The 21,489-nt window shown below is 70.8% G+C and carries 20 protein-coding genes; 11 read left to right on the top strand and 9 right to left on the bottom strand.

Features of this window, described 5'->3' with window-relative positions:
- Positions 1–169 precede the first annotated feature (169 nt).
- The 4 genes from rfbC to rfbB all read right to left on the bottom strand — a co-directional run bounded on the left by rfbC (position 170) and on the right by rfbB (position 3,721).
- Entirely contained in the window at positions 170–718 is a 549-nt protein-coding gene (rfbC, locus tag LG388_RS00295; RefSeq protein ID WP_225780856.1) for a dTDP-4-dehydrorhamnose 3,5-epimerase, read from the bottom strand.
- Entirely contained in the window at positions 715–1,605 is an 891-nt protein-coding gene (rfbA, locus tag LG388_RS00290) for a glucose-1-phosphate thymidylyltransferase RfbA (protein WP_225780855.1), read from the bottom strand. Before rfbA ends, rfbC begins: the two co-directional genes overlap by 4 nt.
- Before the next feature lie 155 nt (positions 1,606–1,760).
- Positions 1,761–2,651, bottom strand: a complete 891-nt coding sequence (gene rfbD, locus LG388_RS00285) for a dTDP-4-dehydrorhamnose reductase (RefSeq protein WP_225780854.1) — start codon at positions 2,649–2,651, stop codon at positions 1,761–1,763.
- Positions 2,648–3,721: a dTDP-glucose 4,6-dehydratase gene (gene rfbB, locus LG388_RS00280; RefSeq protein ID WP_225780853.1), complete on the bottom strand. Its 1,074-nt coding sequence runs from the start codon at positions 3,719–3,721 to the stop codon at positions 2,648–2,650. The genes rfbD and rfbB overlap by 4 nt, the downstream gene beginning before the upstream one ends.
- 230 nt (positions 3,722–3,951) lie before the next feature.
- Between rfbB and LG388_RS00275 the strand changes: the two genes are divergently transcribed.
- The 3 genes from LG388_RS00275 to LG388_RS00265 all read left to right on the top strand — a co-directional run bounded on the left by LG388_RS00275 (position 3,952) and on the right by LG388_RS00265 (position 5,847).
- Positions 3,952–4,647 carry a TetR/AcrR family transcriptional regulator gene (locus LG388_RS00275; RefSeq protein WP_225780852.1) on the top strand — a complete coding sequence of 232 codons (696 nt, stop codon included), beginning with the start codon at positions 3,952–3,954 and terminating at the stop codon, positions 4,645–4,647.
- Between the two features lie 31 nt (positions 4,648–4,678).
- A complete protein-coding gene (locus LG388_RS00270) occupies positions 4,679–5,518 on the top strand; it encodes a hypothetical protein (protein WP_225780851.1) in 840 nt (279 codons plus the stop codon).
- A 65-nt stretch (positions 5,519–5,583) separates the two neighbouring features.
- Entirely contained in the window at positions 5,584–5,847 is a 264-nt protein-coding gene (locus LG388_RS00265) for an acyl-CoA-binding protein (RefSeq protein WP_225780850.1), read from the top strand.
- A gap of 31 nt (positions 5,848–5,878) precedes the next feature.
- Here LG388_RS00265 and glmS read toward each other — a convergent pair whose 3' ends face one another.
- Positions 5,879–7,768: a glutamine--fructose-6-phosphate transaminase (isomerizing) gene (glmS, locus tag LG388_RS00260; protein ID WP_225780849.1), complete on the bottom strand. Its 1,890-nt coding sequence runs from the start codon at positions 7,766–7,768 to the stop codon at positions 5,879–5,881.
- A 137-nt stretch (positions 7,769–7,905) separates the two neighbouring features.
- Here glmS and LG388_RS00255 point away from each other — a divergent pair, with 137 nt between their 5' ends.
- On the top strand, positions 7,906–8,394 hold the full coding sequence (locus LG388_RS00255) for an Lrp/AsnC family transcriptional regulator (protein WP_225780848.1): 489 nt from the start codon (positions 7,906–7,908) through the stop codon (positions 8,392–8,394).
- A gap of 129 nt (positions 8,395–8,523) precedes the next feature.
- Positions 8,524–9,432 carry a DMT family transporter gene (locus tag LG388_RS00250; RefSeq protein ID WP_225780847.1) on the top strand — a complete coding sequence of 303 codons (909 nt, stop codon included), beginning with the start codon at positions 8,524–8,526 and terminating at the stop codon, positions 9,430–9,432.
- On the opposite strand, the gene LG388_RS00245 is transcribed toward LG388_RS00250, so the two are convergent.
- Together LG388_RS00245 and glmU are read right to left on the bottom strand one after the other, a co-directional pair.
- A complete protein-coding gene (locus tag LG388_RS00245) occupies positions 9,425–10,294 on the bottom strand; it encodes an arylamine N-acetyltransferase (protein ID WP_225780846.1) in 870 nt (289 codons plus the stop codon). The genes LG388_RS00250 and LG388_RS00245 overlap by 8 nt on opposite strands.
- 118 nt (positions 10,295–10,412) lie before the next feature.
- Positions 10,413–11,795 carry a bifunctional UDP-N-acetylglucosamine diphosphorylase/glucosamine-1-phosphate N-acetyltransferase GlmU gene (gene glmU / locus LG388_RS00240; protein WP_225781783.1) on the bottom strand — a complete coding sequence of 461 codons (1,383 nt, stop codon included), beginning with the start codon at positions 11,793–11,795 and terminating at the stop codon, positions 10,413–10,415.
- A 167-nt stretch (positions 11,796–11,962) separates the two neighbouring features.
- Here glmU and LG388_RS00235 point away from each other — a divergent pair, with 167 nt between their 5' ends.
- Positions 11,963–12,832: a DUF6279 family lipoprotein gene (locus LG388_RS00235; protein ID WP_225780845.1), complete on the top strand. Its 870-nt coding sequence runs from the start codon at positions 11,963–11,965 to the stop codon at positions 12,830–12,832.
- 15 nt (positions 12,833–12,847) lie between these two features.
- Here the strand turns inward: LG388_RS00235 and LG388_RS00230 are convergent, their stop codons facing one another.
- Together LG388_RS00230 and LG388_RS00225 are read right to left on the bottom strand one after the other, a co-directional pair.
- Positions 12,848–13,633 carry a Crp/Fnr family transcriptional regulator gene (locus LG388_RS00230; protein ID WP_225780844.1) on the bottom strand — a complete coding sequence of 262 codons (786 nt, stop codon included), beginning with the start codon at positions 13,631–13,633 and terminating at the stop codon, positions 12,848–12,850.
- A 298-nt stretch (positions 13,634–13,931) separates the two neighbouring features.
- On the bottom strand, positions 13,932–14,258 hold the full coding sequence (locus LG388_RS00225; protein ID WP_225780843.1) for a DUF2917 domain-containing protein: 327 nt from the start codon (positions 14,256–14,258) through the stop codon (positions 13,932–13,934).
- 171 nt (positions 14,259–14,429) lie between these two features.
- Between LG388_RS00225 and LG388_RS00220 the strand changes: the two genes are divergently transcribed.
- The 5 genes from LG388_RS00220 to LG388_RS00200 all read left to right on the top strand — a co-directional run bounded on the left by LG388_RS00220 (position 14,430) and on the right by LG388_RS00200 (position 21,475).
- The gene (locus tag LG388_RS00220) at positions 14,430–15,413 is read left to right on the top strand and encodes a LysR substrate-binding domain-containing protein (RefSeq protein ID WP_225780842.1); all 984 of its coding nucleotides are present in this window, start codon (positions 14,430–14,432) and stop codon (positions 15,411–15,413) included.
- A 110-nt stretch (positions 15,414–15,523) separates the two neighbouring features.
- A complete protein-coding gene (locus tag LG388_RS00215) occupies positions 15,524–16,531 on the top strand; it encodes an AraC family transcriptional regulator (protein WP_225780841.1) in 1,008 nt (335 codons plus the stop codon).
- Positions 16,532–16,616: 85 nt separating this feature from the next.
- A complete protein-coding gene (locus tag LG388_RS00210) occupies positions 16,617–18,770 on the top strand; it encodes a TonB-dependent siderophore receptor (protein WP_225780840.1) in 2,154 nt (717 codons plus the stop codon).
- Between the two features lie 275 nt (positions 18,771–19,045).
- Positions 19,046–20,680 carry a peptide chain release factor 3 gene (locus tag LG388_RS00205; protein WP_225780839.1) on the top strand — a complete coding sequence of 545 codons (1,635 nt, stop codon included), beginning with the start codon at positions 19,046–19,048 and terminating at the stop codon, positions 20,678–20,680.
- A 6-nt stretch (positions 20,681–20,686) separates the two neighbouring features.
- A complete protein-coding gene (locus LG388_RS00200) occupies positions 20,687–21,475 on the top strand; it encodes an HAD-IIB family hydrolase (protein ID WP_225780838.1) in 789 nt (262 codons plus the stop codon).
- Positions 21,476–21,489: the final 14 nt, after the last annotated feature.

Raw genomic sequence — 21,489 nt, 5'->3', positions numbered from 1 at the left:
CCATACAGACGGCAACGCGGGTGCCCGCGGCCTGCGCCGTCCGTCGGCACGAGGAGGCGTGAAACACGTCCATCGATCAGCTGACAGGAGGCTCGGAACAGCGGGGATCCCGGATCCGGGATTCCAACCGGAAGCTCCGCAGCCTCCTGCAGCGTGGCTCCTCAGCCAGTCATTCGAAAAGGTCGGCCTCAGCCAACGCCGCACCGGCAGCGTCCTTGGCCGACAGCACGGGGGTCTGGCCGATCTCAGGCCATTCAATTGCCAGTTGACGATCGTTCCACACGATGCTGCGCTCATGCGCCGGCGCGTAGTAATCGGTCGTCTTGTACAGGAAGTCCGCACTCTCGCTGAGCACCAGGAAGCCGTGGGCGAAGCCCGGCGGCACCCAGAACTGGCGGTGGTTGCTTTCGCTCAGTTCGATGCCGACCCACTTGCCGAAGGTGGGCGAGCTGCGGCGGATGTCGACGGCGACGTCGAACACGGAACCGCGCGTGACGCGCACCAGCTTGCCCTGCGGCTGCTGGATCTGGTAGTGCAGGCCGCGCAGCACGCCCCGGCTGGAGCGGGAATGGTTGTCCTGCACGAAATCGACGGCGCGGCCCACGGCCCCGTCGAAGACCTTCTTGTTGAAGCTCTCCATGAAGAAACCACGCTCGTCGCCAAAGACCCTGGGCTCCAGGATCAGGACCTCGGGGATGGCGGTGGGGGTGATCTTCATCGGACTTTTCCTTCCTTGAGCAGGCGCAGCAGGTATTGACCGTAGCCGTTCTTGCGCAGCGGGTCCGCCAGCTTTTGCAACTGCTCGTCACCGATCCAGCCGGCGCGCCAGGCGATTTCCTCGGGGCAGGCGATTTTCAGGCCCTGGCGGTGCTCGAGCGTGGCGATGAACTGGCCGGCTTCGAGCAGGCTCTCGTGCGTGCCCGTGTCCAGCCAGGCATAGCCGCGCTGCATGATCTGCACGCTGAGCCGGCCCTGGTGCAGGTAGGCCTCGTTCACGGCGGTGATCTCCAGCTCGCCGCGTGCGCTGGGGCGCACCGCCTTGGCGATGTCCACGACCTGGTTGTCGTAGAAGTACAGGCCCGTGACCGCGTAGCTGCTCTTCGGCTGGGCCGGCTTTTCCTCGATGCTGACGGCCTTGCCGCGCTCGTCGAAAGCCACGACGCCGTAGCGCTCGGGGTCGTGCACGTGGTAGGCGAACACGGTGGCGCCGGCCGGCTGCGCGCTCGCCTTGTCCAGCAGCACGGCCAGGTCGTGGCCGTAGAAGATGTTGTCGCCCAGCACCAGCGCGCTGGGCGCGTTGCCGATGAACTTGTCGCCGATGATGAAGGCCTGCGCCAGGCCGTCCGGGCTGGGCTGCACCGCGTACTGCAGGTGCACGCCCCACTGGCTGCCGTCGCCCAGCAATTGCTGGAAGCGCGGCGTGTCCTGCGGCGTGCTGATCACGAGGATGTCACGCATGCCGCCCAGCATCAGGGTGCTGAGCGGGTAGTAGATCATGGGCTTGTCGTAGACCGGCAGCAACTGCTTGCTGATGGCCAGCGTGGCGGGGTGCAGGCGCGTGCCCGACCCCCCGGCCAGGATGATGCCTTTGCGTGCTTGTGTCATGGGCTTCTTGAGCTTTTGTGTATCGGGACCGGAAAGGCCAGCGTACCGATCAGTGCGGCTCGCGATTGTGGCCCTTCGGGGCGCCACGGCTTGTGCGCCTCGTCACAACCGACTGCGCATTCCAGTCCAGGCCGCGCGCGGCCGTGGCAATGGCTTCAGAGAATCTCCCGCAACATGCGCGCCACGCCCTGCTGCCAGTCCGGCAATCGCAAACCAAAGGTTTCCTGCAGCTTGCGCGTGTCCAGCCTCGAGTTGCCCGGGCGCGTGGCCGGCGTGGGGAAGGCGCTGGTCGGCACGGCTTCCACCGCCTGCGGCCCGGCCTTGAGCGCCACGCCGGCCGCCTGTGCCTGTTCCAGCACGAAGCGGGCGTAGCCGTGCCAGGTCGTCACGCCGCCGGCCACCAGGTGGTACAGCCCCGCCTTGGCCGGCTCGCGCAGGGTGTCGCGAATGGCATGGGCGGTCACATCGGCCAGCAGCTCGGCCCCGGTGGGCGCGCCGAACTGGTCGTTGATCACCGTGAGGCGGTCGCGTTCGCCCGCCAGGCGCAGCATGGTCTTGGCGAAGTTGCCGCCGCGCGCGGCGTAGACCCAGCTGGTGCGAAAGATCAGGTGCCGCGCGCAGTTCGCCGCGACGAGTTGCTCACCTTCGAGCTTGGTGCGGCCGTAGACGCTCAGCGGCCCGGTCGCATCGTCCTCGCGCCAGGGGCGCTCACCGCCGCCGTCGAAGACGTAGTCGGTGGAATAGTGGACCATGAGCGCGCCCACGCGCTGGGCGGCGGCGGCCACCACGCCGGGCGCCGTGGCGTTCAGCGCGCGCGCGAGTTCGGGCTCACTCTCGGCCTTGTCCACGGCCGTGTGGGCCGCGGCATTGACGATCACGTCGGGGCGCACGGCCTCCACCGTCGCGGCCAGGGCTTCGGGCCTGCTGAAGTCGCCGTGCAGCTCGGTGCTGTCGAAGTCCAGCGCCACCAGCTCGCCCAGCGGCGCCAGGCTGCGCTGCAGCTCCCAGCCGACCTGCCCGCCCTTGCCGAACAGCAGGATCTTCATGCCGGCAGCCCTTGCTCGCCGTACTGCTTGGCCACCCAGTCGCGGTAGCCGCCGCTTTGCACGTTGGCCACCCACTCCTGGTTCGCCAGGTACCACTCGACGGTCTTGCGGATGCCGGTCTCGAAGGTCTCGGCCGGCTTCCAGCCCAGTTCGCGCTCCAGCTTGCGAGCGTCGATCGCATAGCGCCGGTCATGGCCGGGGCGGTCGGTCACGTGGCTGATCTGCGCGGCATAGGGCTGGCCATCGCTGCGCGGGCGCAGCTCGTCCAGCAGCGCGCAGATCGTCTTGACGATCTCGATGTTGGGCTTCTCGTTCCAGCCGCCCACGTTGTAGGTTTCGCCCGGCCGGCCGGCTTCGAGCACGCGGCGGATGGCGCTGCAGTGGTCACGCACGTACAGCCAATCCCGCACCTGCATGCCGTCGCCGTACACGGGCAGCGGCTTGCCGGCCAGGGCATTGACGATCATCAGCGGGATCAGCTTCTCGGGGAAGTGATAGGGGCCGTAGTTGTTGGAGCAGTTGGTGGTCAGCACCGGCAGGCCGTAGGTGTGGTGCCAGGCGCGCACCAGGTGGTCGCTGGCGGCCTTGCTCGCCGAATAGGGGCTGTTGGGCTCGTAGCGGTTCGTCTCGGTGAAGGCCGGGTCGCTGGGCGCCAGCGTGCCGTACACCTCGTCGGTGGAGACATGCAGGAAGCGGAAGGCCGCCTTCTCGGCCTCGGGCAGCCCATTCCAGTAGCCGCGCGTGCTCTCCAGCAGGCGGAAGGTGCCCAGCACGTTGGTCTGCACGAAGTCCTCGGGGCCGTGGATGGAGCGGTCCACATGCGACTCGGCGGCGAAGTTGATCACCGCGCGCGGGCGGTGCTCGGCCAGCAGGCGGTCCACCAAGGCGCTGTCGCCAATGTCGCCGCGCACGAAGACATGGCGCGGGTCGCCGGCCACCGAGGCCAGCGTCTGCAGATTGCCCGCGTAGGTGAGCTTGTCGAGATTGATGACGGCTTCGTCGTGGTGAGTGAGCCAATCGAGCACGAAGTTCGCGCCGATGAAGCCTGCGCCGCCCGTGACAAGGATCATGGTTTCCTGCTTTCTTGTCTTGAACAAATGGAACAAGGCCGCCCGTCCCGGGAGGCCCGTGCCGCGGATTATGGCCGGGCCGGCTGTGGCCGCACTTTTCTGGCGCATCAAGATGTAGCGCACCGCCCGGCGGCTGCCGGCCGGCCGCAGAAGGCCCTCGGTTGCGGCAGCGCAGCACGGCGCAGCCTGGGCATTGGGGTAGAGTGGGCCCAGAGACAAACGGGGGTTCCATGGCCAAGAAGGCGCCCAGACGCACCGCGCAACGCATCCTGGAATGCACGCTCGACCTGTTCAACCGCTTCGGCGAGCCGAACGTCTCCACCACGCGCATCGCGGCCGAGCTGGGCATCAGCCCCGGTAACCTTTATTACCACTACCCGGCCAAAGATGCGCTGATCAACCGTCTGCAACAGGACTGCGAGGCCGAATTGCAGCAGGCGCTGGCCCGCGCCGACGCGGCCGGCGACCTGGACGGCGCGGCCGAGCTGGTGCGCACGCTGATGGGCCTGGTCTGGCGCTACCGCTTCCTGTACCGCGACCTCAACGACCTGCTGAGCAAGAGCCGCGACTTCGAAACCCGCCTGCAGACCATGCTGCGCACGCAGGAGGCCGCGCTGCGCGTGCTGCTGCGCCGGCTGGCCGCCAGCGGCCAGCTGACGCTGGACGAGGAAGAAGCCGGCATGCTGGCGCGCAACATGGTCGTGCTGCTGAGCTTCTGGCTCAACTATGAATATGCGGGCGACCCGCGCGAAGCGCTGGAGCCGGTGCATGCGCCGCTGGCCCTGGCGCGCGGCACGGCCCACATCCTGCAGTTGCTCGCGCCGCATGTGCGGCCAGCGCAGCGGGAGAACTGGCAGGCCTTGCCCACGCCGGGCGCCACGCGGCCGCCCGAGCGCCAGGCCGAAGGCGCGGCCCTGCCCCACTGACCCCGCTGCCTTGCGAAAGGAAAGAGCCGCCATGAGCACCCTGGCCCCCTCCACCGCCCCGGCGCTGCCGCTGCTGTCTCCGTCCGAGGCCCAGCGCCTGAGCCCTTCGGCCTGGGCGCGCTGCGCCCTGGCGCCCCCGCGGCGCTTCGGCCCCGACGAGGTGCGCGCGCTCTGGCCGCAGTTGCACCCCGCCGACGGCACGCGGCCCGATGGCTCTCTGCTCGAAGGCTGGGCCGCGTTCCACAATGGCGACTTCGCGCGCGCCGCGCAGCAGGCCCAGGCCCAGGGCGAGGCGGGGCTGGCCCTGCTCAACCAGAGCACGGCCGTCTACGCGTGCTACGTGGAGCCGCGCGAAGCCACCCGCCTGGCGCTGCTGCGCCAGGTGGCCGGGCGCGCCCAGGGCCGGCTGCAGGCGCAGCCCGACGACGCGCCCGCGCTGTACTGGCTGGCTTACGCGCTGGGCCGCCATGCGCAGGCGGTGAGCGTGGCGCGCGCCCTGGCGCAGGGCCTGGGCAGCCAGATCAAGGGCACGCTGGAACACCTGCTCGCGCGGCACCCGGCCCATGCCGAGGCCCATTTCGCGCTGGGCGCCTTCCATGCCGAGGTGATCGACAAGGTCGGCCCGCTGGTGGGCCGCATGACCTACGGCGTGCGCGCCGACGCCGCCCAGGCCCTGTTCGAGCGCGGCCTGGCGCTGAGCCCGCAGTCGGCCATCGGCCGCATCGAATACGCGCGCGCCCTGCTGGCCCTGCACGGCGACGCCCGCCTGGCCGAGGCCACGCGGCTGTACGAAGAGGCGGCCGCCCTCGAGCCGCTGGACCTGCGCATGCGTCTCGACCAGGAACTGGCCCGGCAAGCCCTCAGGGATTGAAGGCCTGCGCGAGTGCGTGCCGGCAGGCCGCACAATGCGGCCTTTTTTGAACGGCTGACCTCCCCATGTCCGACGATCTGAACGCCCGCTTCGAGACCGCCCAGGCCCAGGCCCTGCAACTGCCGGCCAAGCCCGACAACCCCACACTGCTGAAGATCTACGGCCTGTTCAAGCAGGCCACGGCTGGCGACAACACCGAGAAGAAGCCCAGCTTCAGCGACATCGTCGCGCGCGCCAAGTGGGACGCCTGGACCAAGAACAAGGGCCTCTCGGCCGAGGCGGCGAAACAGCAGTACATCGAACTGATCGACAGCCTGCGCGCGGGCTGAGCAGGCGGCGGGCCCTCGCCCGCGCCGCGCCTCACTCCACCGTCACCGACTTCGCCAGGTTGCGCGGCTTGTCCACGTCGGTGCCCCGCGCGCAGGCCGTGTGGTAGGCCAGCAGCTGCAACGGCACGACATGCAGCAGCGGGGACAGCTGCCCATAGTGCTCGGGCATGCGGATGACGTGCATGCCCTCGCTGCTGTCGATGTGCGTGTCGGCGTCGGCCAGCACATAGAGCACGCCGCCGCGCGCTCGCACTTCCTGCAGGTTGCTCTTGAGCTTTTCCAGCAGGGCGTCGTTGGGCGCCACGGTCACGACCGGCATCTGGTCGGTCACCAGCGCCAGCGGGCCGTGCTTGAGCTCGCCAGCGGCATAGGCCTCGGCGTGGATGTAGGTCACCTCCTTGAGCTTGAGCGCGCCTTCCATCGCGATGGGGTAGTGCAGCCCGCGCCCCAGGAAGAGCGCATTCTCCTTGCGCGCGAAGTCCTCGGCCCAGCTGATGAGCTGCGGCTCCAGCGCCAGCACCGATTGCAGGGCCACGGGCAGGTGGCGCATCTCCTGCAGCCAGCGCGCTTCCTGCCCGTCCGACAGGCGGCCCTTGGCCTGGGCCAGCGCCAGCGTCAGCAGGAACAGGCCCGCCAGCTGCGTGGTGAAGGCCTTGGTCGAAGCCACGCCGATTTCCACCCCGGCCCGCGTGATGTAGGCCAGCTTGCATTCGCGCACCATGGCGCTGGTGGCCACGTTGCAGATGGTCAGCGTGTGTTCCATGCCCAGGCTCTGGGCGTGGCGCAGGGCGGCCAGCGTGTCGGCCGTCTCGCCGCTCTGGCTGATGGTGACGACCAGGGTCTTGGGGTCGGGCACCGACTCGCGGTAGCGGTACTCGCTGGCGATTTCCACCTGCGCCGGGATCTTCGCGATGCTCTCCAGCCAGTACTTGGCCGTGCAGCCGCTGAAATAGCTGGTGCCGCAGGCCAGGATCAGCACCTTGTCGATGGCCCGGAACACGCGGTGCGCGCTGGCGCCGGGCTGGCCGTCCTGGCTCGCGCCGTCGAAGAGCTCGGGCGCGATGCCGAGCACGCCCTCCAGCGTGTCGCCGATGGCGCGCGGCTGCTCGAAGATCTCCTTTTGCATGTAGTGGCGGTACGGGCCCAGCTCGGCCGCGCCGCTGTGCGCACGCACGGTGCGCACCTTGCGCTGCACCGGGCGGCCGTCGCGGCCGGCGATCCAGTACTTGCCGGGCTGCAGGTCGGCGAGGTCGCCCTCTTCCAGGTAGACGATCTGGTCGGTCACGCCGGCCAGCGCCATCGCGTCGCTGGCCAGGAAGTTCTCGCCCCCTTCGTCGCCCTGCCCCACGCCCAGCACCAGCGGCGACCCGGCGCGCGCGCCCACGACGCGCTGCGGCTCGTCGCGGCTGATGACGGCGATCGCGTAGGCGCCGTGCAGCTGCGCCACCGCGGCGCGCACGGCCTCGAACAGGTCGCCGTCGTACAGGCTGTCGATCAGGTGCGCGATGACCTCGGTGTCGGTCTGGCTCGCGAACACATAGCCCCGGGCCTGCAGCGCGGCGCGCAGGCTTTCGTGGTTCTCGATGATGCCGTTGTGCACCAGCCCGATGCGCGCGGGCCGCGTGGCCGTGTGGGGCGCCTGGCCCGGGCCGTGGCTGAAATGCGGGTGCGCGTTGTGCACCTCGGGCGCCCCATGCGTCGCCCAGCGGGTGTGGGCGATGCCGGTCAGGCCCTGCACGCGGTCCTGCTGCACCTGCGCCATCAGGTCCGCCACGCGGGCCGTGGTGCGGGCGCGCTGCAGGCCGCCGGCCTGCACGGCCACGCCGCAGGAGTCATAGCCGCGGTACTCCAGCCGCGACAGGCCCTGCACGAGGATGGGAACGATGTCGCGATGCGAGGTGGCGCCGACGATGCCGCACATGGAAGCTCTCCTGCTGAAATGCAATGGCGCGATGCTAGGCAGCGAACCACAAACAATGCTTTCGAAATTCTTTCTATTTTGAATTATTCTTGCAGCTCTTGATTGAAATGGATTTTTGTTCCATTTTTGACTGAAGTATGGAATCTCTGAGCCTGGACGCGATCGACTGGCGCCTGCTCGACGCGCTGCAGCGCGATGCCTCGCGCACCAATCAGCAGCTGGCGCAGGACTGCCACCTGTCGCCGCCCACCTGCCTGCGCCGCGTGCAGCGCCTGCGCGCGCTGGGCCTGGTCGAGCAGCAGGTGGCGGTGCTGTCGGCCGAGCGCCTGGGCACCGCGCTGCTCACGGCCCTGGCGGAGGTGGTGCTGGACCGGCAGGACGCCGAATCGCTGCAGGCCTTCGAGATCCGCGCCTGCGCCGACGAGGCCGTGCAGCAGTGCTACCGCGTGTCGCCGGGCCCGGACTTCATGCTGGTGGTGACGGTGCGCGACATGCCCGCCTACCACGCCCTGGTGCAGCGCCTGTTCACGGCCGACGCCAACGTGCGCAACGTGAAGGCCTTCTTCAGCGTGCGCCGCGCCAAGTTCCAGACGCTGCTACCGTTGCCGCGCGCCGATGGGGCCTGAAAGCCCAGACGGCCCTGCCCTCCTTGCGCCCCTGGCGCGCGACGCGCATCCATCGCCGCGGCGCAACCCGCCCGCCTTTGCTTTCTCTTCCTGCCGCGCGGGCCACCGCGCCGGCACATTGCCTTGTCCATGACCGCTGCCCTGCCCCGCCCCACCGCCATGCTCGTGCTGGCAGCCGTCGCCTGCGGCTTTGCCGCCAACCACGTCGCGGCGCGGCTGGCCTTCGACCATGGCGTGGGGCTGCTCACGGCCATCCTGTGCCGCGCGGGGCTCACGCTGCTCGTGCTGGGCGCGCTGGTGGCCTGGCGCCGCGACGCGCTGCGCCTGCCGCCCGAAACCCGGCGCTGGCAGCTGGTGCTGGGCCTGCTGATCGCCGTGCAGAGCCTGTGCCTGTACTCGGCCGTGGCGCGCATTCCGGTGGCGCTGGCGCTGCTGGTGTCCAACAGCTTTCCCATCCTGCTGGCCCTGCTCACCTGGGCCACGGGCGGCCCGCGGCCGACGAAGCCGGCCTGGGGCGTGATGGGCGTGATCCTCGTGGGTCTGCTGCTCGCGCTGGACGTGCCCGCGCGCCTGGCCGAAGCCCGGGGCGCCGCCGGCGATGGCACGGCCTGGGGCGAAGGCATCGCGTTCGCGCTGGGCGCGGCCGTGGTGTTCGCGCTCAGCATCTGGGTCAGCGACCACCGGCTGCGCGCGCTGCCGGGCGCGGTGCGCAGCTTCTACACCATGGCCACCGTGTGCACCGCGATGAGCCTGGCGGGCCTGGCCGGCCTGGTGCCGGGCGGCGTGGCCTGGCCGCAGGACGCCGCGGGCTGGACCGGCCTGGCCTTCCTCATGGGGCTGTACTGCACGGCCTTCACGGTGCTGTTCATCCTCGTGCCGCGGCTGGACATGGCCCGCAACGCGCCCGTGATGAACATGGAGCCCGTCGCCACGCTGCTTTTTGCCTGGGTGGTGCTGGGGCAATGGATCAGCCCGCTGCAGATGGCGGGCGGCCTCGTGGTGCTCGGCGGCATCGTGCTGCTGTCGCGCATCAGGTAGCGGCCACGGCTTGGGCCGGCGCGGCCTCGTCCTCGGCGGGGCGCCGCCATTGCTGCGCGATGGCCTGGCGCAGCTGCGAATGCGCCGGCAGCCGCAGCCCGAAGACCTCCCGCAGCAGCCCGATCACCGCATCGGCGTCCCGCAACTCGACGCGCATGCTGGCCTGGCCCAGCCGGTGCACGGCATAGCTGCCGCCGCGCAGCGTGTGCCGGCAGAAGGCGCCCGTGCGCGCCGCGACCAGCCGGCCCAGGAAGGGCGAGTCGGCATGCGTGGACACATACCAGTTGCCGACTTCCAGGTCGATGGGCGCCGGCGCGGCGAGATCGAAGACGTAGAGCGCCTTCCACGCCTCGTTCACCCAGGCGCGCAAGGTGAAGGCATCGCCCTCGCGGTCCAGCCGGTACGGCTCGTGCGGCGTGGGCTGCGGCCCCGCCTCGTGAAGCGCCAGCGGCGCGGTGGGCACCATGCCACCGAAGCCCACGTCGCTGAGCCAGTCCCGCCCCTCCAGGCGCACCCGCGCCATCAGGTGGGTGCGCGCGGGCGGCACGCCCGGCGTGGCGCCCATCAGCACACGCCCCGTCAGGGGCTGCGCCTCGAAACCCAGCCGGCGCAGCAGCGCCAGGAACAGGCCGTTCAGTTCATAGCAATAGCCGCCGCGCCCCTCGACCAGCAGCTTGTGCGCCACCGACGGCAGGTCGATGGGCACCGGCAGGTGCAGCAGCGTGCTGAGGGTTTCGAAGGCGAAGGCGGCCGAATGCCGCAGCTGCAGCAGGTGGAGGGTGTGCAGCGTGGGCGGCGGCGGGGCGGCAAAGCCGAGGCGGCGCAGATAGACGCGCAGCAGCGCGGGGTCGAGATCGTGCATCGGGCGGGCAGCGGGGATGGAAGTGCCGCCATGATGAAAGCTCAACCAATGTGAAGGTCAATACAAGGGCCTGCCGGCAACCGGGTCAAAGGCGGGCCATCCGCCCGCCCGCAGCCCCTTACTTCGTTGCCTTCTTCGGCCGCTGCCAGTTGGCAAAGCTCACGGCCCGCCCGCGCGCCACGGTCAAGGCGCCGGGCTCGGTGCTCTTCGTGATGGTCGAGCCGCCGCCGATGGTGCCGCCGGCCCCGATCGTGACCGGCGCCACCAGCACGCAGTTGCTGCCCACGTGCACGTCGGCCTCGATCACGGTGCGGTGCTTGTGGGCGCCGTCGTAGTTGGCCGTGATGCTGCCGGCGCCGTAGTTCACGCGCGCGCCCACCGTGGCGTCGCCCAGGTAGGCCAGGTGGTTGGCCTTGGCGCCGTCGGCCAGCTGGCTGTTCTTCACCTCGACGAAGTTGCCGATGTGCACCTCGGCGCCCAGCTGCGCGCCCGGGCGCAGGCGCGCGTAAGGGCCGACCAGCGCCCCGGCCCCCACGACCACGCCTTCCGGCTTGCCGCCGTCGATGTGCGTGAAGGGGTGGATCACCGCGCCGGCCTCGATGCGCGCGTTCGCGATCACGCAGTGCGCGCCGATGCGCACGCCCTCGCCCAGCGTCACCTCGCCTTCGAAGATGCAGCCGATGTCGATCTCCACGTCGCCCGCGCAGTCCAGCGTGCCGCGCAGGTCGAAGCGCGAGGGGTCGGCCAGACGCACGCCGGCCTCCATCAGCCGATCCGCTTCGCGGCGCTGCCAGGCACGCTCCAGCGCCGCCAGTTGCGCGGGGCTGTTCACGCCCGTGACCTGCAGTTCGTCGGTGGTGCGCTGCGCGACCACGGCCGTGCCTTCGTCCACCGCCATGCGCACCACGTCGGTCAGGTAGTACTCGCCCTGCGCGTTGTCGTTGCGCAGCTGGCCCAGCCAGTGGCGCAGGCGCGCGGCGGGCGCGGCCATCACGCCGCTGTAGATCTCGCGGATCGCGCGTTGCTGCTCGTTGGCGTCCTTGTGCTCGACGATGGCACGCACACCGCCCGACGGCGCCGTGACCACGCGGCCGTAGCCGGTCGGATCTTCCAGCTCCACCGTCAGCAGCGCCAGCCGCTCGCCGCCGCTGGCTTGCAGCAGCGCGCGCAGGGTGGACTCGGCGATCAGCGGCACGTCGCCTGACAGCACCAGCACGGTGCCGTCGCCGCTCAGGTGCGGCAGTGCCTGCTGCACGGCATGCCCGGTGCCCAGCTGGGGCGATTGGCGCGCGAAGGCCAACTGCTGCGATGCTTGCGATGCGCCGAAGTCCTGCACGGCGGCCTCGACTTGTTCGGCACCATGGCCCGTGATCACCACCACGCGGCGCGCCCCCAAACGCCGGGCCGTGGCGGTCACATGGCCCAGCAGCGGCCGGCCGGCCAGCCGGTGCAGCACCTTGGGCAGGCGGCTTTTCATGCGCGTGCCCTTGCCGGCGGCCATGATGACGACGTCGACGGGGCCCGCTGGCTGCGCGGGATCGGTGGAATGGCTGGCAGGAATCACGGGAAATGCCTCTTCTTGGAACACGGGCCGGCGCCCGATCGAAGGGCCCAGCGCACGGGCGCGCGGGCGCCCGCCGGGTGGCGCGGATTATCCCCGCGCTGTGCATGGCGGCCCTGCTGGCCGGCTGCAGCACGCTGCGGCTGGGCTACGAGCAGCTGCCCACGCTGGCCTACTGGTGGCTGGACCGCCGCCTGGACTTCGACGACGCGCAGTCGCTGCAGATACGCGCCGCGCTGGCGCAATGGCAGGCCGAGCACCGGCGCGAGGAACTGCCGCGCCTGGCGGTCCTGCTCGACGAGGCGCAGGCCCTGGTGGCCGGCGAGATCAGCGCCGCCCAGGCCTGCCGTTTCGGCGAAGCCGTGCGCGCCCGGCTGCGCGCGGCGGCCGCGCTGGCCGAAGCGCCAGCCGCGCGCATCGCGCTGACCCTGGGGCCGGCGCAGACCGAAGCGCTGGCGCGTCACCAGGCGCGCGACAACGAGGAATTCCGGCGCGACTGGCTCGCACGCAGCCCGGCCCAGCAGCAGGCCCGCCGCTACGACGAGCAGCGCAAGCGCTACGAGGATTTCTACGGCCGCCTCACCGAGGCGCAGCGTGCGCTGCTGCGCCAGGGCATCGCGGCCTCGCGCTTCGACGCTGCCCGGATCGATGCCGAGCGCCGCCGCCGCCAGGCCGAACTGCTGGCGCTGCTGCGCGGCTGGCAGCGCACGCCGGTCAGCGAAGCCGCCGCCCGGGCCGCCCTCGCCGCGCAGCTGGACCGCCTGCAGTCGCCGCCGCCCGGCCCGTGGCAGGCCCAGCAGCAGGCGCTGTGGGAAGAAGGATGCGCCGACTTCGCGGCCCTGCATGCGAGCACCAGCCCCGCGCAGCGCGCCCGCGCCGCGCAGCGGCTGCAGGACTATGCGCGGGACCTGCGGGCCCTGCACGAATCGCCGGCGCCTGCCTCCGCGGCCCCGGCGGCTGCGGCCCCGCCGGGCTGACGCGGCGCGCGCCGCTCAGAGCACGGGCACGGGCCGCACCGGACGCTCGAAATAGTCGCCCAGCTGCTCCAGCGCATGGGGATTGAGGATCTCCAGCACGCCGCCTTCGAGGCGGTGCAGCCCTTCGCGCTGCAGCCTGCGCAGCGTCTTGTTGGTGTGCACCAGCGACAGGCCCAGCGCGTCCGCGATGTGCTGCTGGTTGAACGGGAAGGCCAGGCGCCGCCCTTCGGTCATGCCCAGGTGTTCGGCGCGGCGGAACAGGTGCATCAGCAGCATGGCCACCCGCTCGGCCGCGTTGCGCCGGCCGTTGGTGACCAGGGCGTCGTCCATCATCTTCTCCTCGCGCGCGGCCAGCCAGCTGATGGCATAGCCCATGTTCGGCTGCGCATGGAAGAAGGCCCAGAGCTTGTCGCGCGGAAAGGCGCACAGGCGCACGTCGGTCGCGGCGTCGACGCCGTAGGTGCGGCCCTCGGCGAACTCGTCCTGCAGCCCCATCAGGTCGCCGGGCAACAGAAAGTGCAGGATCTGCCGGCGCCCGTCGCTCAGCGTCTTGTAGCGAAAGGCCCAGCCCGAGTAGAGCGTGTAGAGGTGCGTGCTGCGCTCGCGCTCGTCGATGATGCTGCCGCCCGCCCGCACCTCGCGCGTACCCGACCGCCAGGCCGCGATCGCCGCCCGCTCCTCGGGCGACGCCGGCAGGAACAGGTCCGGCAGGTCGTGCAGCAGGCACGCGCCGCACTGCTTGGGCGGATCCACGCTGCGCAGCAGCAGGGGCAGGGAGGGCCGGGCGGAGGATTGAGTCATGGTGCTCCATGATCCCTGCCCGCCGCCGCGCGGCGTGCGGGCGCAGCGCCCGTGGCGCTGTGGGCCGGCGCCGCCGGGGCATGAAGGCAGCCGGCCGGGCGGCGCCGTGCGCCACCGCCCCGCAGGCGCCCGGCGCTCAGAAGGTGTGAATGAATCCCGCGTGGCCGAGCAGACCGTCCAGGGGTGCGCCATCGAGGCGCAAAGCGCAGCCATAGCTCGGGCTATGGCGAGCATTTGCAACGATCAGGGCGTGCACCTGGGCGGGATGAGCGGGCATGTGGGGTTCGTTCACACCTTCTCAGGCGGCCCGGTCCCAGCTCCAGGTCGCGCCGTAGCCGTCCCAGGGCTCCATCACCAGCCGCTGGCCGGCCGGCACCTGCAGCCGCTCGCCGGGGCCGAGGACCAGGTCCTCGCTGCCCCAGGTGGCCGTGGCGTCGAGCGTGACCCACAGCCGACCCTGGCGCACGCTCAGCACATGCGCCTCGCGGGCCCGCAGCGTGGTCGCCTGGCCGGGCGCCAGCTGCCAGGCACCGCGGCGCACCGCCGGCGGAACCGTGCCGGCACGCCCGGGCAGGGCCAGGGAAGAAGCGGAAACGGTGCTGCAGGTGGCGTCGAGCGCGGTCATGGTGAACTCCGATCTTTCATCAATGCACCGCGGCATCCAGAACGTGGAATCATGCGGTACGGGGCCAATGATGCGCATGCTGCGCTTGGCGGTCCAATGAAAAGGCGCTAGCCTACTGATTCGCTTTGCGCATCAATCACCCGGTGCTCCCCGCCCCGCCCGCCTTCGCCCATGCAGCATTCCCAGACCCACCTGCGCAGCCGTCCCGTTGGCGCCGGCTACCTGCGCGCCTTCGAGGCCGTGGCGCGGCACCTGAACTTCCGCGCCGCCGCCGAGGAAATGGCCCTCACCCAGTCGGCCGTCAGCCGCCAGATCCAGTCGCTCGAAGACGAGGTGGGCGTGCCGCTGTTCCTGCGCCACACGCGCGCGGTGGAGCTGACCACCGCCGGCGCCCAACTGCTGCTGGCCGTGCAGCAGTCGCTGCCGCGCATCGACGGCACGGTGCGCCAGATCCGCCAGAGCGCGGGGCGGCGCAGCGTGTCGCTGACCACTTTCGCCTCCTTCGCCTCGATGTGGCTCATTCCGCGGCTGGAGGCCTTCCAGCGCGAGCACCCGGACATCGACATCCGCATCGACGCCACCGACACGGCGGTGGACCTGGACATCACCGACATCGACCTGGCGCTGCGCTACGGCCCGCCCGAGAACATGCCGCAGGGCGCCTTCCGCCTGTTCGGCGAAAGCCTCACGCCGGTCGCCAGCCCCTGGCTGATCAAGAGCAGCCCGCCGATCCGCGAACCCAAGGACGTGGTGGGCTTCACGCTGATCGAGGCCGGCGACGCGCACCGCAGCCACCTGCAATGGCTGACCTGGCGGCGCTGGTTCGACGCCCACGGCCTGCCCAAGGCGCAGCCGCGGCGCTGGCTGTACTTCAACTACGCCTACCAGATGGCGCAGGCCGCGCTCACGGGCCAGGGCGTGGTGCTGGCGCGCAGCACGCTGGTGTCGGAAAGCCTGGCCAACGGCGACCTAGTGGAAGTGCTGCCGCAGCACCGCCTGGATTCGCCGATGACCTACTGGCTCATCGTCGCGCCGCGCAGCGCACAGCGCCCCGAGATCCGCGCCTTCTGCGACTGGCTGCATGCACAGGCCCAGGCCACGCGCGTGGCGATCGGCGACGTGCCGGACCCGGACACGGTAGACAACATCGACTGAATCCAGGTGACGGGCGGGTGCGGGCCCGACGCCGATAATCCGCGGCACCTTGCCAGCCAGGACCCGCCGCCCCTCGTCGGCGGCGAGCCACAGCCACGCGGGTCGCCGGCATGACCGACCTCCTTGCACCCGCCTCCACCGTCCACTTCAGCGCCGCGCAGCTCCACGACATGAGCGCGCGGCACGGCTTCGGCCTGCGCTTCGTCGGCAGCACGCCCCACGAGGGCGACACGGTCTTCCAGGGCCGGCTGCTGGACCGGCGCGTGCGGCCCGGGCTCACGCTGGTGTGCTCGGACATCCACATCGCCCACGGCTACGAGACCACGGCCGAGCAGACCGGCCGGCGCCTCAGCATCGCGGCCCTGCTGGACGGCGCGGCTTCGCTGCGCGTGGCGCACCAGCAGGCGGCGCTGACGGCGGGCCACGCCGTGGGCATGCTTTTCGACGACCGGCAGTCGCTGCAGGCCCTGCATGGACCGGGCCAGCGCGTGCGCGGCATCAACGTGTCGGTGGAAGTGCCGGAGGCCGCGGGCGACGACGCGCTCGCCCAGCTGTTGCAGCAGGCCCTGGCACGACCGGCCCTGCCGCTGCAAAGGCGCCCGCTGCCGCCGCACCTGCGCCTGGGCATCGAACACATGCTGGCCAGCCCCTGGCAGGGCGCCATGGCCGCGCTGCAGCAGGAGGCGCTGAGCCTGCAACTGCTGGCACACGCCCTGGCGCCCGCCGAAGCGGCTGAACAACCGGCGGCCGCGATGCACCGGCTGACGCCGCGCGACCGCCGGCTGCTCGCCCGCGTGCGCGAACGGCTGGAAGAGGAACCCGGCCACGATCACCGGCTGGACGCACTCGCACGGCTGGCCTGCATGAGTCCCACCACGCTGCGCGAGAAGTTCCGCGTGGCCTATGGCCAGCCGGTGTTCGCCTTCCTGCGCGAACGCCGCATGCAGCGCGCCCGCGAGGGGCTGGCGCAGGGCTGGAGCGTCCAGGAAGCCGCGCACTTCGTGGGTTACGCCCACGCCAGCAACTTCGCCACCGCCTTCCGCACGCGTTTCGGACGGGCGCCCAGCGAGCTGTGCCGCGACGGACGGGGCGCCACCGATTCCCGTCGCCGCGCATAGCCGTGCCGGCGGCGCCCACAGGCGCAGCGTCGCGGTCCTTTCCAGAGTTCCGCTTTTCCTCGGAATTCCAAGAATGATTCGCATTTTGAAAAATCAGCGCTCCTGGGCATGGCAGCTCGCGCCGCTCGCCTTGCTGGGCGGCGCCTGGACGCCCGCGGCAGCCCAGGACGACGCGGGCGAACTCGCCCCAGTCACCGTGACGGGCAGCGCCGACGCCCGCACCGAGGGCTCCGGCAGCTACACCACCCGCAGCATGGGCACGGCCACCGGGCTGGCCCTGTCCATCCGCGAAACGCCCCAGTCCGTCAGCGTGATGACGCGACAGGAGATCGCCGACCGCGGCCTGGAAAGCACCATCGATGTGCTGGACCAGTCGCCCGGCATTTCCATCTGGCGCAGCGACAGCAACCGCCAGCGCGTGACCGCGCGCGGCTTCACGGTGAGCAATTTCCAGTTCGACGGCCTGGCCTCGCCGATCAACAACTTCTGGAATTTCGGCGCCACGGACATGGACACCGCCTTCTACGACCGCGTGGAAGTGGTGCGCGGCGCCACCGGCCTGCTCAGCGGCGCGGGCGACCCCTCGGCCACCGTCAACTTCATCCGCAAGCAGCCGCTGCGCGAATTCGCGGGCAGCGTGGGCCTGACGGCGGGGCGCTGGAACCTGCGGCGGGCCGAGTTCGACCTCTCCGCGTCCCTGGCGGCCGACGGCCGGGTGCGCGGCCGGCTGGTCGGCTTCCATTCCGACAGCGACAGCTACGTGAGCTTCTTCGGCCAGCGCCGCAAGGGCCTGTACGGCGCGGTGGCGGTCGACCTGACGCCCGCCACGCGCCTGAACGCGGGCGTGGAGTACCAGCGCAACGACAGCCCGGGCATGGCGGCGGGCTTTCCGCTGTTCTACCGCGACGGGGGCCGCGCCGACTTCGACCGCTCGGTGGCCAACAACACGGACTGGGCGCACTTCGGCAACGAGAACACCAATGCCTTCGTCGACCTGCAGCACCGCTTCGGCAACCGGTGGACGGTGCGCGCGGCCTACACGCGCAACGATGGCAACTACCGCATGCGCTACCTCTACCGCGACGGCTACCCCGACCGCGCGACCGGCCTGGGCATGCGCGGCTCCTTCATCCATTACCGCGGCGACCGCGAGCGCGACGCCGCGCACCTGATGGCCAGCGGGCCGCTGCAGGCCTTCGGCCGCACGCACGAGCTGGCCTTCGGCTGGATGACGGTGGACGACCGCATCGCCATCCGCAGCCACGCGCCGCTCACGCGGCCGGCCCTCGGCAGCTTCATGCTGTGGCGCCAGCCGCACATCGCCGAGCCGCTGTGGTCGCCCGCCAGCACCCTTTCGGACAAGACGGACATCCGCCAGTCCGGCGCCTACGGGGTGGGCCGCTTCGCGCTGGCCGAGGGCCTGCACCTGATCGCCGGTGCGCGCCTGAGCCGCTGGCGCATCGACCAGGACTACTTCGGCAGCGTGCGGCAGTACCGCTACACGGACGTGGTCACGCCCTATGCGGGCCTGCTGTGGGACCTGAACGACACCTACACCGCCTATGCGAGCTACACCGGCATCTACACGCCGCAGAACGCGCGCGACCCGCAGGGCGCGATCCTGGACCCGGTCGAGGGCCGCGCCTTCGAGGCCGGCCTGAAGGCCGCGTGGCTGGGCGGGCGGCTGAACGGCGCCGTCGCGCTGTTCGAGACGCAGCAGGACCATCTGGCCCAGGCCATCCCCGGGGTGACGGTGCAGGGCCGTCCCGACACGCAGGCCTACCACGCCGTGAACGGCGCGCGCATCCGGGGCATCGAGCTGGAAGTGGCGGGCGAGGTGGCGCCCCGCTGGCAACTGAGCGCCAGTCTGACCCACTTCCGCGGCAAGGACGGCGAGGGCAACCCCACCGACACCACGCAGCCGCGCAACCTGCTCAAGCTCTTCGCCACGCACCGCTTCGACGGCGCGCTGCAGAGCCTGACCCTGGGCGGCGGCGTGCGCTGGCAAAGCCGCATCTGGCAGACGGCCACCAGCCCGCTGGGCCGCGTGGCGGTGGAGCAGGAGGCCTATGCCGTCGCCAGCCTGATGGCGCGCTACCAGTTCAGCCCGCGCCTGGCGGCCACGCTGCACGTGGACAACCTGTTCGACAAGCAGTACTACAGCCAGATCGGCTTCTACAACCAGGGCTGGTGGGGCGAGCCGCGCAACGTCACGTTGAGTCTGCAGGCGAAGTTCTGACCCGCGCCGGCCGGGTGCGCGGCCTGTGCGAGGCGCCCGGAGATCGAGCAGCGGCCGCCGAGCGGCAGACGCGCCGGGCCGCAGGCCTTGTCGATTCGCCAGAATTGATGAATCCACAGTCATCAGGAAAGGGGACGGCCCGCGGCGGCGGCCCGCGCCGATCCCCTGGCAGGCCGGAGGCGGGATAATCAGGGGCTTTGCCCAGACACCAGCCCCTTCGCTGGTGCGCCCGCGCCCGCCGGAGCCGCTCCGGCCCCGGCGCCTGGAGTCCGCCCGTGCCATCCCCCTTCGCCGACCAAACCCGCCGCCGCCGCACCTTCGCCATCATTTCCCACCCGGACGCCGGCAAGACGACGCTGACGGAAAAGCTGCTGCTGTTCTCGGGCGCGATCCAGATCGCCGGCTCGGTGAAGGCGCGCAAGGCCAGCCGGCATGCCACCTCCGACTGGATGGAGATCGAGAAGCAGCGCGGCATCTCGGTGGCGTCGTCGGTGATGCAGATGAGCTACCGCGACCACGTGGTCAACCTGCTGGACACGCCGGGCCACAAGGACTTCTCGGAAGACACCTACCGCGTGCTGACGGCCGTGGACTCGGCGCTGATGGTGATCGACGCCGCCAACGGCGTGGAGTCGCAGACGCGGCGCCTGATCGAGGTCTGCCGCCAGCGCGACACGCCCATCATCACCTTCGTCAACAAGATGGACCGCGAGGTGCGCGACCCGCTGGACATCCTCGACGAGGTGGAGCGCGAGCTGGGCATGCCCTGCTGTCCCATCACCTGGCCGGTGGGCCAGGGCAAGAGCTTCGGCGGCATCATCAACCTGCGCACGCAGAGCATGACGGTGTTCGAGTCCGGCAGCGAGCGCCGCCCCGAAGACTTCGAGACCATCCCGCTGGCCGACGCCGACCGTCTGCGCGCGCGCTTCGGCCAGGCCTTCGACGACGCGCTGGAAAGCATGGAACTGGCCCAGGGTGCCTCGGCCGAGTGGGACCACGCAGCCTTCCTGGCCGGCAAGCTCACGCCCGTGTTCTTCGGCTCCGGCGTGAACAACTTCGGGGTGATGGAGGTGCTGGACGCGGTGGTCGACATGTCGCCCCCGCCCGGTGCGCGCAAGAGCACGGTGCTGGTCAACAAGCAGCCGGTGGAGAAGATCGTGCAGCCCGAGGACACCGGCTTTTCGGGCGTGGTGTTCAAGGTGCAGGCCAACATGGACGCCAACCACCGCGACCGCATCGCCTTCGTGCGCATCGCCTCGGGCAGGTATGCGCCGGGCATGAAGCTCAAGGTGCAGCGCACCGGCAAGGAACTGCGGCCCACCAGCGTGGTCACCTTCATGAGCCAGCGCCGCGAGGCGGTGGAAGAGGCCTACGCGGGCGACATCGTGGGCTTCACCACGCATGGCGGCGTGCAGCTGGGCGACACGCTGACCGACGGCGCCAACCTGCAGTTCACGGGCCTGCCTTTCTTCGCGCCCGAGATGTTCATGACCGTGGTGCTCAAGAACCCCCTGCGCACCAAGCAGCTGCAGCAGGGCTTGATGCAGCTGGGCGAGGAAGGCGCGATCCAGGTCTTCAAGCCCGAAGCGGGCGGCAACATGCTGCTGGGCGCCGTGGGCCAGCTGCAGTTCGAAGTGGTGCAGCACCGGCTGAACACCGAGTACGACTGCGACGTGCGCCTGGAAGGCTGCCAGTACACGGGCGCGCGCTGGATCACGGCCGACACGCCGGCCGAGCTGCGCGAATTCGAGAACGCCTACCCGCTGCGCATGGCGCGCGACGCGGCCGACACGCTGGCCTACCTGTGCACCTCGCCCTACGACGTGCGGCTCGCCCAGGAGCGCTTCCCGAAGATCCATTTCCACCCGCTGCGCGAGCATGCCGGGCTGGCGCTGCAGACGGCGGGCTGAGTCGCCATGCGCCCGCTGACCGACTGGCCGGCCGAGGACCGGCGCCGCCTCATCGGCCTGTTCACCGACATCGACGACACGCTCACCACCGACGGCGCCGTGCCGCCCGCGGTGGTGCAGGCGCTGGGCGCGCTGAAGGCGGCCGGGCTGCACGTCATCCCGATCACCGGCCGGCCCGTGGGCTGGAGCGAGCCCTTCGCCGCCGCCTGGCCGGTCGATGCGATCGTGCCCGAGAACGGCGCGATGGCGCTGGTGCCGCAGGCCGGTGGCACGCTGCACAAGCGCTACCAGCAGGATGCGGCCACGCGCGAGGCGAACTACGCGCGCATGCAGCAGGTGCTGGCGCGGATCGAGCGCGACATCCCGGGCGCGCGTCGCGCCACCGACTCGGCCGGGCGCGAATGCGACATCGCCGTGGACCACAGCGAGTTCGTGCAGCTCGGCGAGGCGCAGATCGACCAGGTGGTGCAGGCCATGCGCCGCGAAGGCCTGCACGCCACGGTGAGCAGCATCCACATCAACGGCTGGTACGGCGACCACAACAAGCGCGAAGGCGCGCGCTGGATCGTGCGCGAGCTGTGGGGCCGCGACCTCGACGCCGAAATGGACCGCTGGGCCTACGTGGGCGACTCCACCAACGACCAGCTCATGTTCCAGGCCTTCCGCCACAGCATCGGTGTGGCCAACATCGCGCGCTTCCTGCCGCACCTGGCGCACCGGCCGACCTACGTGGCGCCCGGCGAGCGCGGCGCGGGCTTCGTGCAGGTGGCGCAGGCCATCCTGGCCGCGCGTTGACCTTGGCCGGCGCG

It is taken from the genome of Xenophilus sp. Marseille-Q4582 (assembly GCF_916700565.1).
GTDB lineage: Bacteria > Pseudomonadota > Gammaproteobacteria > Burkholderiales > Burkholderiaceae_C > Xenophilus.
The sequence above is the reverse complement of the archived record's forward strand: the minus strand, read 5'-3'. Positions and strand labels throughout refer to the sequence as shown.